This is a genomic window from Cupriavidus malaysiensis, from assembly GCF_001854325.1.
GTDB classification, from domain to species: domain Bacteria; phylum Pseudomonadota; class Gammaproteobacteria; order Burkholderiales; family Burkholderiaceae; genus Cupriavidus; species Cupriavidus malaysiensis.
Genome location: NZ_CP017754.1, coordinates 2,297,264 through 2,311,406, shown reverse-complemented (window position 1 = coordinate 2,311,406; position 14,143 = coordinate 2,297,264). Strand labels below are relative to the sequence as shown.

At 62.3% G+C, this 14,143-nt stretch carries 11 protein-coding genes; all 11 read right to left on the bottom strand.

Features of this window, described 5'->3' with window-relative positions; genetic code table 11:
- Positions 1 to 7 precede the first annotated feature (7 nt).
- Positions 8 to 1,312: a type VI secretion system protein TssL, long form gene (gene tssL, locus BKK80_RS10255; protein ID WP_071037049.1), complete on the bottom strand. Its 1,305-nt coding sequence runs from the start codon at positions 1,310 to 1,312 to the stop codon at positions 8 to 10.
- An 11-nt stretch (positions 1,313 to 1,323) separates the two neighbouring features.
- Complete coding sequence (tssK, locus tag BKK80_RS10250; protein ID WP_071069277.1) at positions 1,324 to 2,667, bottom strand: type VI secretion system baseplate subunit TssK; 1,344 nt, start codon at positions 2,665 to 2,667, stop codon at positions 1,324 to 1,326.
- A 3-nt stretch (positions 2,668 to 2,670) separates the two neighbouring features.
- Positions 2,671 to 3,189 (bottom strand): type VI secretion system lipoprotein TssJ, encoded by a 519-nt coding sequence (gene tssJ / locus BKK80_RS10245; RefSeq protein WP_071037051.1) that lies wholly within the window; start codon positions 3,187 to 3,189, stop codon positions 2,671 to 2,673.
- A gap of 2 nt (positions 3,190 to 3,191) precedes the next feature.
- Complete coding sequence (locus BKK80_RS10240) at positions 3,192 to 3,473, bottom strand: PAAR domain-containing protein (RefSeq protein WP_071069275.1); 282 nt, start codon at positions 3,471 to 3,473, stop codon at positions 3,192 to 3,194.
- 74 nt (positions 3,474 to 3,547) lie between these two features.
- The gene (locus tag BKK80_RS10235; RefSeq protein WP_157903198.1) at positions 3,548 to 4,612 is read right to left on the bottom strand and encodes a WD40/YVTN/BNR-like repeat-containing protein; all 1,065 of its coding nucleotides are present in this window, start codon (positions 4,610 to 4,612) and stop codon (positions 3,548 to 3,550) included.
- Positions 4,613 to 4,860: 248 nt separating this feature from the next.
- Positions 4,861 to 5,733: a hypothetical protein gene (locus BKK80_RS10230; protein ID WP_071069270.1), complete on the bottom strand. Its 873-nt coding sequence runs from the start codon at positions 5,731 to 5,733 to the stop codon at positions 4,861 to 4,863.
- Positions 5,730 to 8,357 carry a type VI secretion system Vgr family protein gene (locus BKK80_RS10225; RefSeq protein WP_071069268.1) on the bottom strand — a complete coding sequence of 876 codons (2,628 nt, stop codon included), beginning with the start codon at positions 8,355 to 8,357 and terminating at the stop codon, positions 5,730 to 5,732. The genes BKK80_RS10230 and BKK80_RS10225 overlap by 4 nt, the downstream gene beginning before the upstream one ends.
- 89 nt (positions 8,358 to 8,446) lie before the next feature.
- On the bottom strand, positions 8,447 to 8,932 hold the full coding sequence (locus BKK80_RS10220; protein WP_071037056.1) for an Hcp family type VI secretion system effector: 486 nt from the start codon (positions 8,930 to 8,932) through the stop codon (positions 8,447 to 8,449).
- A 130-nt stretch (positions 8,933 to 9,062) separates the two neighbouring features.
- A complete protein-coding gene (gene tssC, locus BKK80_RS10215; protein WP_071037057.1) occupies positions 9,063 to 10,556 on the bottom strand; it encodes a type VI secretion system contractile sheath large subunit in 1,494 nt (497 codons plus the stop codon).
- A gap of 49 nt (positions 10,557 to 10,605) precedes the next feature.
- The gene (gene tssB, locus BKK80_RS10210; RefSeq protein ID WP_071037058.1) at positions 10,606 to 11,139 is read right to left on the bottom strand and encodes a type VI secretion system contractile sheath small subunit; all 534 of its coding nucleotides are present in this window, start codon (positions 11,137 to 11,139) and stop codon (positions 10,606 to 10,608) included.
- 39 nt (positions 11,140 to 11,178) lie between these two features.
- A complete protein-coding gene (gene tssH / locus BKK80_RS10205) occupies positions 11,179 to 13,887 on the bottom strand; it encodes a type VI secretion system ATPase TssH (RefSeq protein ID WP_071037059.1) in 2,709 nt (902 codons plus the stop codon).
- Positions 13,888 to 14,143: the final 256 nt, after the last annotated feature.

Genomic DNA, 14,143 nt, shown 5'->3' with positions numbered 1-14,143 from the left:
TTCTTCTCTATGATTGCGTTACCACGATTTCCACGCGCCGGTTCCTGGAGCGCTCAGCCGCAGTCGTGTTTGGCCCGAGCGGCTCGCTGTCGCCCTTGCCGATTGCCTCCAGGCGGCCCTTGGCCACGCCCTTGCCGGCCAGATACTCGATCACCGTGGTGGCCCGTTCTTCGGAAAGCGCCTGGTTCGACGGAAACCTGGCCGTCTTGATCGGCACATTGTCGGTATGACCGATCACGGTCACCTTGCCCGTCACCTTGTTGATCTCGCTCGCCACCTTGTCCAACACAGGCAGGACCCTGTCGCTCACCTCCACCTGCCCGGCGCCGAACATGTCGTCGCCTCGGAAAGTGACTTCGCTGTGCACACTGTCCTCCTTGACGCTGACGACGCCTCTCGCGATCTCCTCCTTGAGCAGCTCTGCAAGCCGCAGCGCCTTTGGCGGCTCGGGCGGCGTGGCACGGCCAATCGCCAGAATCTGCTGCTCGAGATCGTGCGAGCGCAGCAGCAACTGGTACTTGAACCACGCAAACATCCCGAACAAGGTCAGGGTCAGCACACAGGCGGTGACCCACACCGGCACTGAGCGCATCAGCTTCAACTTGCCAGCCGGCTCGCCACGCCAGTGCGGCGACAGATCCTGTGGCACGCTTCCCCGCGCCGAGGTAATCAGGCTTAGCAGACGTTGACGGATAGCGGCAAGTTCACGATCCCCATCGGGCCGTTTGCCATAGCGGCCCTGAAAGCCCAGGCACAGGGTCTGGAAGATCACCTGGATGACGTCTATATGCTCCTGCGGCGAATTCACCAACCTGCCCAGCACCTGAAAGACCTTCTCTCCGCCATCATTCTCCTGGTGGCATTGGATCAGCAGGCTCTGCGTGGCCCAGTTGTATTCACGGCCCCAATATGTGGCGTTCGCCGCCTCGTCCAACGCCGTGCAGAGGGTGTAGCGGGCGGCCAGCACATGCTCGCGACGAATATTGGCTCGCTCGCAAACGGCCTGGAACTGGCGGATTTCCTCCATCAGGAGGCGCTTGAGTGCATCGGTCGCCGTGGCGGCGTGACGGAGGTCCGCTGGCAGGTCAGCCAGCGCGCGCAGCAAAGGCTGCGCCGCAGCCAACAGCGGATTGTCTGCCTTTGCGATACGCTCGGCACGCTGCTCCTGCGTTTCAGGAGTCATCCAGCGCCATGCGGTGCGTCTGGCTGGCGCGGCCGCCCGCGGGGCGCGGCCGGACGGAGCATTCAGCGCGGCATTGCCAAGCCCCCCCGGCTCTGTGGCAACGGTGGTACCGGTATTTTCGTCGTTCATGGTCTTTTCCATCAGCCGCGCACGCCCCACAGTTCAAGTCGCAATTCGGGAAAAGTCCCGGCCACATGCAAGGCCAAACCGCCATTGCGCTGCACCTGGCCCCACAGCGGATGGTCCTTCGCGAATTCGAAGTAAACCTGCCCGGCATGGAAGGGAATCTGTCGCGGCGGAACCGGCATCGCGTGCAGGGGAATCCCCGGCAGGTGGGAACGGATCAGCTCGCCCAAGCGTTCGGACGGCCCCGCTTTTGCTTGCGCCGGAAAGCGCTTCTGCAGCACATCCGCCGGCATCTGCGCCCCCACCGCGAGCACGAACGTCCCAAAACGGTCAAACTCCGCCGGATCCAGCACCGCCACGCGAATGCCATGAGACTGGTCTCGCAACTCGAAGCGTTGTGCGCTGCGCTCAAGCACGACGTTCAGCAGGAAGCGCAGGTCGTCCACCACCGGCTTGATGCAGGTGTGGGGCTCGTCGTGCCGGTAAGCATCGTAGGTGTTCGGGCGACGCGTCGCCGTGCGCACGAACGTGGAAAGCTCACCCGCCAGCGCCGTCAGCTCAACGTAAAGCGCTTCCGGCGACGCTGCCTTGGCTTCCAGCATGTGCGTCAGGATCGGCTCACAGCGGTTCAGCAATTGCAGGATCAGATATTCCGAGACTTCCGCGGAGTCTCCGCCACGGGTGCTCGAAGCCGCCAGCCGCTCGGCCATCGCGGTCGCGCGCAGACGCAGCAGACCGTGGATCTCGCCAAGCCAGGTATGTAGCAGCGCGCTGGCGGTATAGACGTTGACGGGCGGGATCAGTGCCGGGTCCAGGCGGGCGCTGCCGTCCGCACGGATCTCGCTGACCCTGGCCAGCGGCAGTCCGAGCCAGGACTGGGTCAGCTCCCGCGCTGGAAGCAGCCGCAAGCGCAGGTCGCCCAGTTGCACCAGCTTCGGCCCCTGGGCAATCGAATTGGCGTCGAGCAGCTCTTCTTCGAAGCTGCGAAAGCGGGCCAGAGAATCAGGCGAGTCCTCGAAGTTGGTCTCTTCCGCATTCGGGGTTCGAATGGGCACAGCCAGGAAGATGGTCTGGTTCAGGTGCTCATGGCGCAGTGCCAACGGAGCGGGCAGCTTGGCATGGGCCGGCGCGTCGAATGGCGTGCCATCCTGGAAGATGCCGGCAGCCCCGGACACCACCAGCTTTCCCAAAGCGAGGGCCTCCGTATCCACCGCAAAATGATGGAAACCCCAGAAGAACGGGCTCAACGCTGCGGCACGCTTGTGAGCAAAATGCTCCAGATAGCGCTCTTGCTGCTGGAACAGTTGGGGGCGAAGGAAGAGCCCTTCGCTCCAGACGACCTTGTTATACCAGCTCATGAATCAGTCGGGTTGGGATACGGTTATCGATTGCTGGTCGAGAACGACCTGGAGCTTGACCTTGCGTGCCGGCACCACGGCGCGGTACCACGCCACTTCGGGTGCCGGCGGCAGCTTGTAGACGGTACGCCAGGTCGCCTTGGCAAGATCCCGGTAACCGACCAGGATGCCCAGCGTGGTCGTGTCACGATTCAGCTTCCGCTCGATGTCTCTCGACTCACCGGGACGCAGGATGAACTCGTCGCGAGCCAGCATGTCCTGGGTGAGAACCGTCTTATCGTTCTTGTCGAGCGAGAAGTAATCCGCGCCCTGAAACGTGGATTCGGTCTTGAGTTCGTAGACACGCACGAGAACCGGCGATGCCCTGTCCTGGTCATCCGGATTGACCGCCGCGCCAGCACTGACAGCCAAGTCAAGCTTGATCTGCTCTTTCGGGGTGGTTGACGGGGGCACTGTACATGCGGCAAGAAGCAGAACCGGCAGCGACAGAAGCGCTGCGGCGGGCCGGCGCCATTCATGCATGCTCAATCTCCCACGGAGGCGCTGCCGCACGCCATCAGTCTGCAGCCGCATTCCGTACGGCAACCTTCAACCGCCACCGCTATCCCGCCGACTGTAAAGGTCGGGTGAGCCTCGATGATCTTGTTGACGCCGTGAGGACGGCCGTTCGGATACTTCAGCGGACAATCCACCAGGTCGTGCAGGCGCGCGATCGGCTTGCCGCCGATCGTATGCGTCGGCGAGCCACTGATCACCTTGCCGCCGTGATCGGTGCGGTCTCCAACTATGATGATGCCTAGACTCATACTCTCAATCCCCTTCCCACACAATGCGGTCCGTATCCTTTAGAGGCACCGTCTTCTCCCGATTCCCATCGCATTCAGTGAATCTCACGGCTCAACAGCGAATAGCCGAAGTAGCGCCACTTGGTGGTGCCACCGTTCTCAAAATGTCCACCGGCTGCGCCCGGCCCTTCGTCCTGCCTTGTCCAGCTTTCGCCGCCGTCCCGGCTGACGAGCGCAATATCGTGTTCATTCCTGCTGCTGCTCGCGTCGATCAAGAGCAAGCCGTCCTTGCCCACGTAGAGCGCGTCGGGCCGGATATCGTCATCGAATGTCTTCAGGTGTGTCGCACGCTCACCCGTCCACCGCCAGACGCCAGCCGGACGCGCACGATCCGTGTCATGGGGAATGTCATGGTTGTGCGGCAGGCCCTGCTCCGTCAGCAGGTACAGCGCATTGCCTCGCGGCCCCCGTTCTCCGCCCCGGACCCACAACACATCCACCACAGTCGCCTCGGGAATGACGATCTCCGGGCCACGGGGCTCATCGGCACGCGCAAAGATGTCCGCTGGGTCCTCCCAACGGAGCGCGTACACCAGGCTCACTGCCTTCTGTCCGCGATATGGCTCCGGTGAGAAGAAGGCAAAAAACAGTACTCCGTTTTTCTCCAGGGATGCCGCCGTCAATTCAAAGCGCGTCCCCTTGATCGGCCGCACATCTGCTCTTGCGCTCATTTGCGCCGCACGAGTCCGCTCGGAATCCACTTCGTATGCGAGCGCAGGTGCCTTGACCTCTTCCCAGTGTTCTCCACCGTCCGCCGTACGCCAGATGCGAGGGCCCCAGCCGATCGCGTAGCCGCGATCGGCATCCAGAAAAGACAACTGACCGATATTGTTCACCTCGGGCCAAGCGAGGCGCCTCCATGTCATGCCACCGTCAGTGCTCTTCCAGAGTTTGTGGAGCGTCACACCATAGCCGTCGGGTCCGTTGCCCTGCTTGTAATCGGTCCATTCGGTGGCGATATAGATCACCTTCCAATCCGGGCTGACCCACCAAGTCGCGTTCTGGCCAAACTGCTCGAAGCGCTTAGTCAGATCCTGCTCGAAGCTCCCGGTGAAGAAGCGAACTGTGTAGCGGTTCAGTGTCTCGTGTACGTTGTTCATCCACGGTTCCGTGGGCTCCGCGATCATCGGATCTCTCCATTCGCTACGGGGCTTGAGAGTATCAAGAGGCGGGGAGACCTTCAGCCAGAGTAGCTGATTGCCTTTCACCCGAAAATCCGCACCACCGTACGGCTTGTCATGGCGTAGTACCGTTGCACGATTCGTCCACATCCAAGTTCCCCCACATCCATATCCAATGATGCCGAGCAGCACCCCGAAAATAGCGAATCCGACCAGCCAGCGGCGACTCATTGCATTTCAGCCAGAAGGCCTTGAATCACCCGCACAAGCGCCTCCCCTGATTCCTTGATGGTCTGTCGTGGTTGATTCAACTTGTGCCTCCCGACATCTGCCCCACTATCAATGGCCTGCTCCCATGTAGCCCCGTCGAGCCACTCTTCGGTATTCGGCTGGCCACCGATTCTCAGAAGATCGTCCGGAGGAAGATCCGCTAATCCTCCGTCCAAGTACGCAGGAACGTGGGTCTTAAATGCGAACGCCTTGAAATCTTCGCCATTCAGTTCGAGCTCCAACCGCTTGGCTTGTATTCTGAAGCCACGACGCTTATTGAATCGGCACGGAATCAAGATGACATCTCCCATCATGTTCTGCGCCAAGCCAAGCTCCATGTTCTTCTGCAAGTTTCTCCTTGCATCCACAAGCCAAGTCTTCCCCTTGGCTGTCAACCGCGGATACAGCTTCTCCCCATAATTCGAGCAGTAGTAGTACCCATACCCCACGTAGTACTTCGGCAGCTGATGCCCGCAGCCAATGTGCCGCATCATGAAGTTCATTCCGCGCGACCACAGCGGCGAATCGCTGGACGGCTGGATCAGGACATCACGGTTCTGCAGCAGTCTCCTGACAACATCCTGGTCGTCCCACGGGTCCCATGCGGTCAGCCATGCCTTCACGGCTTCCCAGGTCGTGACGCCACTCTTCTCGACAATCTCGGGATGGACCGGCCGGTAGTAGTAGATGCACTGGCCTATGATCTTGTCCGTTGCCGGGGGAACCATCTTGTCGCAGGACGATACCCGTACCTGGGCTCGCCCCTGCCAGCTCGCCGGGGTGTAGATGGCGTCACCGCTGCCAAGCGAATTCTCTTTTCCCTCGCTCATGCCGTCTTCCCTCGCTTGTCGAAGAGTTCCACGGTCACGCCATCCGGAACCTGGCTTTGCAACAACGCGGTCTCCCCGTTCTCGCCAGTAAGACCCTCGGCAATGACCTTTCCGCCGGCATCACGCAGGCGATAGCCAACCTGCGACGCCGGGAACCTTGTTCCGGCCCAGGTCGCAACGAAAGCCTGGTCGTAACTGCCTTGCAGCCCTTGCGGCATGGGTGGTAGGGATTGCGCCAAGATCTTCGGACCGGGGAGCCCATGCGAGCTGGCATGCGCCTTCCAACTGCCATTCGTCCCCTGCTCGATACCGCCCGCATGGAGGCGGATGTAGCTGCCTCCAGCGTTGACCAGGATCTCCTTCCTGGCACTGATCTCGATCTGGTCCGTGACACTGATCAACTTGAGCACCTTCTGCGCGATGATCTCGATATCATCGGACTGCGCCTGCAATTCGATCTTGCCCTTAGCCGCGAACAAGCGCATGCCGAGTTGCCGTGCGAACAGCACCGCGCGTTCCGCAAAGCAACCGAGTAGACTCTTCCCGGTGGCGACCGATAGGTGCTCTCCACTGGTGATGGCGGTATGCCGGCCGCTGTGCAGGTGTGTCGTCTCCGCGGTGGTCGCGCCAATCCCCGCCGGGCTGGCCAGCACCAGGTGCGGGGCGCTGAGTTCCCCTTGTTCGCCACTGCCGCGAATCGCGTCGTTCTGTGCTGCTAGCGCCTTCGCCACATCGAGCTGCTCGCCCGCCTGCGCCTGCTGGTGCTGCGCGGCATCCCCCAGCGCTTGCTGCGCATCGCCGCCGCCGGCGAGCCGCTGCACGGTCTCGCCCAGGTCCTTGTGGTGGGCCTGTGCCCCAGGCCGCGCTTCCGTCGTGACCAGCATGCCCTTGGCCGCGCGCAGCACACCCCAGCCGTCGGTGCGCAATTCATACCCTTCCCCGCGCTTTTCCTTGCGTCCCTCGGCGTTCGGCACCCGCGTGATATAGCCGAGGCTCAGCAGCGTTGCCTGGTGGTCGCTGCCGATCTGTGTCTGGATCTGCCCCTGGGTGTCGTCCTGCAGAAAGGTGTTGTGGCGCTCTCCGAACAGCTCCTTGCTGCGAAACCCGGACAAGGTATGCTGGCTCGGCAGCGTCCACGGCGCCATGGTCTCGCGATTGGGCACCCGGCCCGTGATGATCGGGCAGTCCGGATCGCCCCCGAGGAAATCGACGATGACCTCCTGCCCGATACGGGGGAGATGGCTTGCGCCGAACTGGTCGCCCTGCCAGGCCGACGACTGCCGGATCCAGCACGAACTATTCTCGTTGCGCTGGCCGACCCGGTCCCAGTGGAACTGCACCTTGACACGCCCGTACTCATCGACCCATAGCTGCTGATTCTCCGGGCCGACCACGGTAGCGGTCTGCGGCCCGTGGGTGCGGGGCTTCGGCACCTCCCGCAGCGGCCGGAAAATTTCCTTGGCCGTCTGAACCTCGAAGGCCAGCTCGCACTGCCAGTGCTGGCCCTGTCCAGACTCTTCAGCGACATCTTCCAGCGTCAGGCTCGTGGCATAGGCCAGGTACTCGATGTTGGCCAGCTTCTGCGGGTGATGTGTCAGCCTGAAGGTATTGCCGGCTGCCAGACCTCGCAGGTTTCCCTTGCCGGCGGCGCGGTTGCCGCTCTGGCGCAGCGCCTCGATGCGGATGCGGGAGAGCATGTCTCCCTCCCGCCATGGATCGCTTCCCGTCGCCGGCTGGGCGTGATCGCCTGGCCACTGGTAGATCTCCCCGTCGGCATGGGCCGTATCGCGCGGGTCCCGCGTGCCAACGCTCAGGTCCGCCCGCGGCCTGCCGAAGTCATAGTCGTTCGACACCCATGCGCCGGACACCAGCTTGTCGATAGTCGCAAACTCGAAGATGTGCTCTTCGTCGATGCGGCCGACGGAATCATGCCACCGCACGGTGTGATACGCCGGGCATCGCGGCTTGCGGAAGGCCCCGTTGCCATCGCTCAGCACCAGCCGATGACGGCCTTGCGAATGCTCGAAGAAGAAGGCAATACCCCACTCTTCCGTAAGCCGCTTGAAGAAGGTGTAGTCAGTCTCGCCGTACTGGACCTGATATTCCCGTTTGGGGTAGCGCGCCACGTCGAGGCGCCTTTCCACTGGGAACGTATAGTCGGCCAACAGTTCATCCAGAATCTCGACCACCGTCTTCTGCTGGAACACCCGGTAGTCGGAAGTAAGCGAAGCAAGGAAGAGCCACGGCCGCAACGTCAGCGTGTACGCCAGCGACCGTCCTTCGCTGGACGGCCCTTCCACCTGCGTGACCAGCCCGGTGACTTCACGAACGCCGGCGCCAACGCGACCAGTCATGCGAGTACCCATCCCATCCAGCTCGATCCGGATGGTCAACTCCCGTCCCTGCAGGCCTGGCATGTCCAGATTGGCGGCCGGACCGAACAGTTCATTCTGGCTGTCCGGCGTCTTGAGGGTGACGCGGTATTCGAAGAGTTCGCAGAGATCCTCGTGACCCTCGACGCGCACCACGGTCAGCGCCGGCTGTCCAAGCAGCTCCGGCAAGCCATCGCCCTTGAGCGTGACCGTGCGACCGCCCGAGCCGGACAGATGGAACGAGGCACCCATTGTTTCTCCCACGTTGCGAACGCTTCGAACACCTAGCCTTCGACACCCTGCCGCAGCGCACTGGCAAAAGGCCGCGGCAGGGACATCGATCAGGCCTCTTTGTTGCCCTTGATGTCATAGCCCGCGGTCACGGCTCCGCCGCTTCCGCCCTGGGCGTTCTGCACCACATACTCCTGCTTGACCTTGGAGAACGACAGCGCCACCTTCTCGCGCATCCGCACTTCGTCCTCCACCGAACCCCGCGGCGCCACCTTGGTGACGATCACATCGGTCATGGTGAGCTTCAGGTACTCGAGCGGATTGCCGCCGGCCTTGCGCACTACCAGCACGGCTTCGTTGATGTGCTTGCCGGTCAGGCAGTACTTCATCAGGTTGGGCGAGGCACGGTCGATGAAGTGCTCGAACGACATATCGGACACGGTTGCCTTGCCGGCACCGCCACCGCTGCCCGCATGCATGGTGGATTGCTGTTCGATGCTCCAGTCCCAGGCCAGCACTTCGATCTCGTTCTTGTGCGACGAGTCCTGTGACTCACCGTCGATGCCATTGATCTTCAGGAAGATGTCCTGTGCCATTGCATAACTCCTTCTGGTTTGGATACTGCAGACAAGGGCCACAGCGCCGCCCGCTCCCCAAGATGCGGGGGGCGGGGAAGGCGGTGCGCCGCTGTGGAACTACCGGTTGGATTCAGGGCTCCGACACTGTTTAGGCGGCATCCTTGACGGACGGCAGGCGTGCCACCAGACGCAGCGACACGGTCAGGCCCTCAAGCTGGAAGTGGGGGCGCAGGAAGAACTTGGCGCTGTAGTAACCAGGATTCCCTTCGGTCTCCTCCACCACCACCTCGGCTGCGGCCAGCGGGCGACGCGCCTTGGTCTCCTGCGACGAGTTGGCAGGATCCGCGTCCACGTAGTTCATGATCCATTCGTTCAACCAGCGCTGCATGTCCTCGCGTTCCTTGAACGCACCGATCTTGTCGCGCACGATGCACTTGAGATAGTGTGCAAAGCGCGAGCAAGCGAACAGGTACGGCAGGCGGGCCGACAGGTTGGCATTGGCGGTGGCATCCGCGTCGTAGTACTCCGCCGGCCGCTGCAACGACTGTGCGCCGATGAAGGCGGCATAGTCGGTGTTCTTGCGGTGCACCAGCGAGATGAAGCCATTCTTGGAAAGCTCCGCTTCGCGACGGTCGGAGATGGCAATCTCGGTCGGGCACTTCATGTCCACCCCACCGTCATCGGTCGGGAAGGTGTGGCATGGCAGGTCTTCCACTACGCCGCCACTCTCCACACCACGGATCAGCGTGCACCAGCCATACAGCTTGAATGACCGGTTGATGTTGACCGCCATGGCGTAGGCTGCGTTGCTCCACGTGTACTTGCGGTGATCGGCACCGTCGGTATCCTCCTCGAAATCGAATTCATCGACCGGATTTGTCTTGATGCCATAGGGCAGGCGCGACAGGAAGCGCGGCATGGCCAGGCCTACGTAGCGCGCATCCTCAGAATTGCGCAGGCTGTTCCAAGGCGCATACTCCAGGTTCTGGAAGATCTTCGACAAGTCGCGCGGATTGGCCAGTTCCTGCCACGAATCCATCTGTAGCACCGACGGGGAGGCGCCGGCAATGAACGGGGCGTGCGCAGCGGCCGAAATCTTGGCGAGCGAGCCGAGCAGTTCCACGTCGGGCGGTGTGTGATCGAAGTAGTAGTCCGCCACCAGACAGCCATAGGGCTCGCCGCCCAGCTGGCCGTACTCCTCTTCGTAGATGCGCTTGAAGAACGGGCTCTGGTCCCAGCCGATGCCCTTGTAGCGGCGCAGCGTGCGGCGCAGTTCCTCCTTGGACACATCCATGACACGGATACGCAGCTTGTCATCGGTCTCGGTGTTCGAGACCAGGTGATGCAGACCGCGCCACGCCGACTCCAGCTTCTGGAAATCTTCGTGATGCAGGATCAGGTTGATTTGTGCCGAGAGCTTCTTGTCGATTGCGCCGATGATGGCTTCGATGCTCTTGTAGGCGTCGTCGCTCATCGTGAAGCTGGACGCCAGCGCCTGCTCGGCCAGCGTCTTCACCGCGAGATCGACCGCCTCGCGAGCCTGATCGGTCTTCGGGGAAAACTCGCGATTGATCAACGCCGCGAAGTCGGACTGGTCAGCGCCGGTGGCGGTCGCTTGTTGCTTGGATTGTGCGGAAGCCATGGATAGCTCGATCAATGGAATGGGTCACTAGGGCGAGGCACCGCCTCAGTCAGGAATAGGCGGCGTCGCTTTCGCCATCGGAGGTCTTGGGCTTCGGCGCCTTGGCCAGCGCCTGCAGCAGTGCCGGGTCCTGCAACAGTTGGTTGATCAGCGATTCGGCACCGGACTTGCCATCCATATAGGTCTGCAGGTTGGCGAGCTGCGTGCGGGCTTCGAGGAGCTTCCTGAGCGCATCGACCTTGCCGGCAACCGCCGCCGGCGAGAAGTCCTCGATGCTCTCGAACGTCATGTCGACCATCAGTTGCCCCTCGCCCGTCAGGGTGTTGGACACGGCGAATGCCGCGCGCGGCTTCATGGCCTTCATGCGCTCATCGAAGTTATTGATGTCGACTTCCAGGAACTTTCGATCGGCTACCGGCGGTAGCGGCTCCGCTGGCGTTCCGGACAGATCGGCCAGGACCCCCATGACAAATGGCAGCTCGATGCGCTTCTCCGAGCCGTACACCTCGACGTCGTACTCAATCTGCACGCGCGGCGCACGGTTGCGCGCGATGAATTTCTGCGAACTGTTCACAACAGACATGATCCTCCCCAACGGGTTGCATGGATGTGCCGCACGGCATCACGCCGTTTTGGCTTCGGGAATCTCCGGCACGACGACATCGCAGCCGGCACGGTATTCGGTGTGATAGGCCAGCCCGAGCGATGCTTCGCTGTCGTGCCTGACCTCGATCGCGGCCAATTGGCGCCCGTCTGACAGCGCGGAGAGCCAGAGTCTGGCGAGTTGTGGTTGGATGACCAGTTCGATATAACTGATCAGTTGCCGAGCGCCGGTCTCGCCAACCGGGCAGGACCGCACAATGTGCGACACGACCGCCTCGCCGTAGGTCAGCGCGATGCCGTGTTGCTCGCGCATGCGCGATACGACCCGATCGAGATGCAGACGAACGATACGAGCGAGCCTGTCGTCGGCCAACGGCAGGTAGGGCACAACCACCAGGCGGCCAAGGAACGCGGCAGGGAACACTTTGCGCAACTCCGGCATCAGCGCATCGCGCAGCGCCGCCGGCTCCGGGATCAACGCCGGATCGTCGCAAAGGCTGGCCAGCAGATCCGAACCCGCATTGCTGGTCAGCAGCAGGATCGTGTTGCGGAAATCGATGTAGCGCCCTTCCCCGTCTTCCATGTATCCCTTGTCGAAGACCTGGTAGAAGACCTCGTGCACATCCGGGTGCGCCTTCTCGACCTCATCGAGCAGCACAACACTGTAGGGTCGGCGCCGGACCGCCTCGGTCAGGACGCCCCCTTCGCCGTAGCCGACATAGCCGGGAGGGGCGCCCTTGAGCGTCGAAACCGTATGGGATTGCTGGAATTCCGAGAGGTTGATGGTGATCAGGTTCTGCTCACCGCCATAGAGAGTGTCGGCCAGCGCCAGTGCTGTTTCGGTCTTGCCGACACCGGAAGGCCCCACCAGCAGGAAGACGCCGACAGGCTTGTCGGGGTCCGTCAATTGCGCACGGGCCGTCTGGATCCGCTCACCCAGTTGCTCCAGTGCATGCTCCTGGCCGATGACCCGCTCGCCGAGCGTCTGCGGCAGAGCCATCACAGTCGCGACCTCATCGGCTACCATGCGCGCGACCGGAATGCCAGTCCAGTCGGCCACGATTGCAGCCACGACGGCCTCATCGACTTCGGTGCGGACCAGCACGGCACCGTCTTGCGCAACGCGCAGCGATGCCTCCAGGTCTCTCAGTACCTCGGCGCCTGAACCACCCTCTTGTGCCGTTGGCGTGCTGGCGATCACTTTCCGGTGGCCAAGGATGGCGATCGCCAATTCCCTTTCCCGTTGCCAGCGTCCCTCCGCTCGGGAAAGCTCGGCCTCGGTCCGTCGGATCGCGTTGTCGACCTCCGCAAGTCGGGACTGATCTCCCTTACCGAATCGAGCGTCCTTGGCAAGAAGATCCGCTTCGACATTGACCGCGGCCAGCTTCTGGCGTAGATGCTCCACCATAGCCGGTGGCGCGTGCAGAGACAGCGCAACGCGCGCGCAAGCCGTGTCGAGCAGGCTGATAGCCTTGTCCGGAAGCTGGCGCGACGGGATATACCGATGCGAAAACTTGACCGCAGCGCGCACGGCTTCGTCGCGGATCAGCACTTGATGGTGCATCTCGAACGTGTTCACGAGGCCGCGCACCATGGCGATCGCGTTGGCTTCCTGTGGCTCCATCACCTGCAGGACTTGAAAGCGGCGGGTCAGCGCCGGATCTTTCTCAATATGGCGCTTGTACTCGCTCCAAGTGGTCGCTCCGATGGTGCGCAGCGCGCCACGGGCCAGGACAGGCTTGAGCAGGTTGGCCGCATCGCCGGTCCCCGCCTGCCCACCGGCGCCGACCAGTGTATGCACCTCGTCGACGAACAGGATGACGGGTGTGGGGGATCTGGCGGCTTCCTCGAGTACTCCCTTCAGGCGCGCCTCGAATTCGCCCTTCATGCTGGCGCCGGCCAGCAATGCGCCGACGTCGAGACTCAGCAGGCGGACTTCCTTCAGGCTCGGTGGCACGTCTCCGGCGGCAATGGCTTGCGCAAGCCCTTCGATCACAGCGGTCTTGCCCACCCCCGCCTCCCCTGTCAAGAGCGGATTGTTCTGCCGACGGCGCAGCAGGATATCCGTCATCGTACGGATCTCGTCTTCGCGTCCGATCACCGGATCCAGCCGGCCCGCCCTTGCCTCCTCGGTCAGATCCCGGCAGTACTGCCTCAGCGCGCCTTTGCCAGGCCCCGCAGGCGCCAGAGAGCCGCTCGCCTCGCCTGGCACGGCCGGCGCCAGGCCGCTGCCATCGTAGGCGGCTTCCCGGCTTTCCGGAGATTGGGCGACCAGTGCAGGAATGCTGGCGACCAGATCGTCTGCGCGCACCTTGGCGAACTGCCGGGAGATGCCGAGTACCGTGCGGCGCAGTTCCGGCGTCTTGAGCAGGGCGGTCAGCAGGTAAGCGCCGCGCACACGGTCATCGGCGAACGCCAGCGTCGCATAGACCCAGGCCCGCTCGATCGCGGACTCGAGTTGAAATGAGAAATCACTGATCGAAGTCGCGCCGGAAGGCAATGCCGCCAGCGCCCGTGCGAGATCCGCATCGAGAGCCTGCGAGTCGCCCCCCGCATCTCGAAGCACTCGCTGCAGATCGCCATCCGGTGCCTGCAGCAACTGGTGCAGCCAGTGCACCAGTTCCACATAGGGGTTGCCACGCAGCTTGCAGAAGACCGTTGCACTTTCGATCGCCTTGAACAGCGTGGGATTGAGTCGGCCAAACAGCGCCTGACGCGAGATATCCATCCGATGCCTTTCGTCTTTTCTGAATGGGCCATTGCTATTGCCCGTTGAAGCGCAACATCAATTCTTCTTTTTTAGGCTAGTGGAAAAGCAATCGACACGCAATCATCCTGAGAAAAGCGTCCTGTCGAATTTCCTTGCAGTCTCCCCGCAACCGACAGCACGTCGATTTCATGCATCTCTTGAATAGACAATACGCTACGCCGTTTCAACCAAGCCTCCGCAGAATTCCAGTTCCGCCTCGCAAATTTTCAACCCA

Coding starts and splice junctions, on each gene's coding strand:
- tssL (WP_071037049.1), bottom strand. CDS start 1,312: ATGAACGACGAAAATACCGGTACCACCGTTGCCACAGAGCCGGGGGGG.
- tssK (WP_071069277.1), bottom strand. CDS start 2,667: ATGAGCTGGTATAACAAGGTCGTCTGGAGCGAAGGGCTCTTCCTTCGC.
- tssJ (WP_071037051.1), bottom strand. CDS start 3,189: ATGCATGAATGGCGCCGGCCCGCCGCAGCGCTTCTGTCGCTGCCGGTT.
- BKK80_RS10240 (WP_071069275.1), bottom strand. CDS start 3,473: ATGAGTCTAGGCATCATCATAGTTGGAGACCGCACCGATCACGGCGGC.
- BKK80_RS10235 (WP_157903198.1), bottom strand. CDS start 4,612: ATGAACAACGTACACGAGACACTGAACCGCTACACAGTTCGCTTCTTC.
- BKK80_RS10230 (WP_071069270.1), bottom strand. CDS start 5,733: ATGAGCGAGGGAAAAGAGAATTCGCTTGGCAGCGGTGACGCCATCTAC.
- BKK80_RS10225 (WP_071069268.1), bottom strand. CDS start 8,357: ATGGGTGCCTCGTTCCATCTGTCCGGCTCGGGCGGTCGCACGGTCACG.
- BKK80_RS10220 (WP_071037056.1), bottom strand. CDS start 8,932: ATGGCACAGGACATCTTCCTGAAGATCAATGGCATCGACGGTGAGTCA.
- tssC (WP_071037057.1), bottom strand. CDS start 10,556: ATGGCTTCCGCACAATCCAAGCAACAAGCGACCGCCACCGGCGCTGAC.
- tssB (WP_071037058.1), bottom strand. CDS start 11,139: ATGTCTGTTGTGAACAGTTCGCAGAAATTCATCGCGCGCAACCGTGCG.
- tssH (WP_071037059.1), bottom strand. CDS start 13,887: ATGGATATCTCGCGTCAGGCGCTGTTTGGCCGACTCAATCCCACGCTG.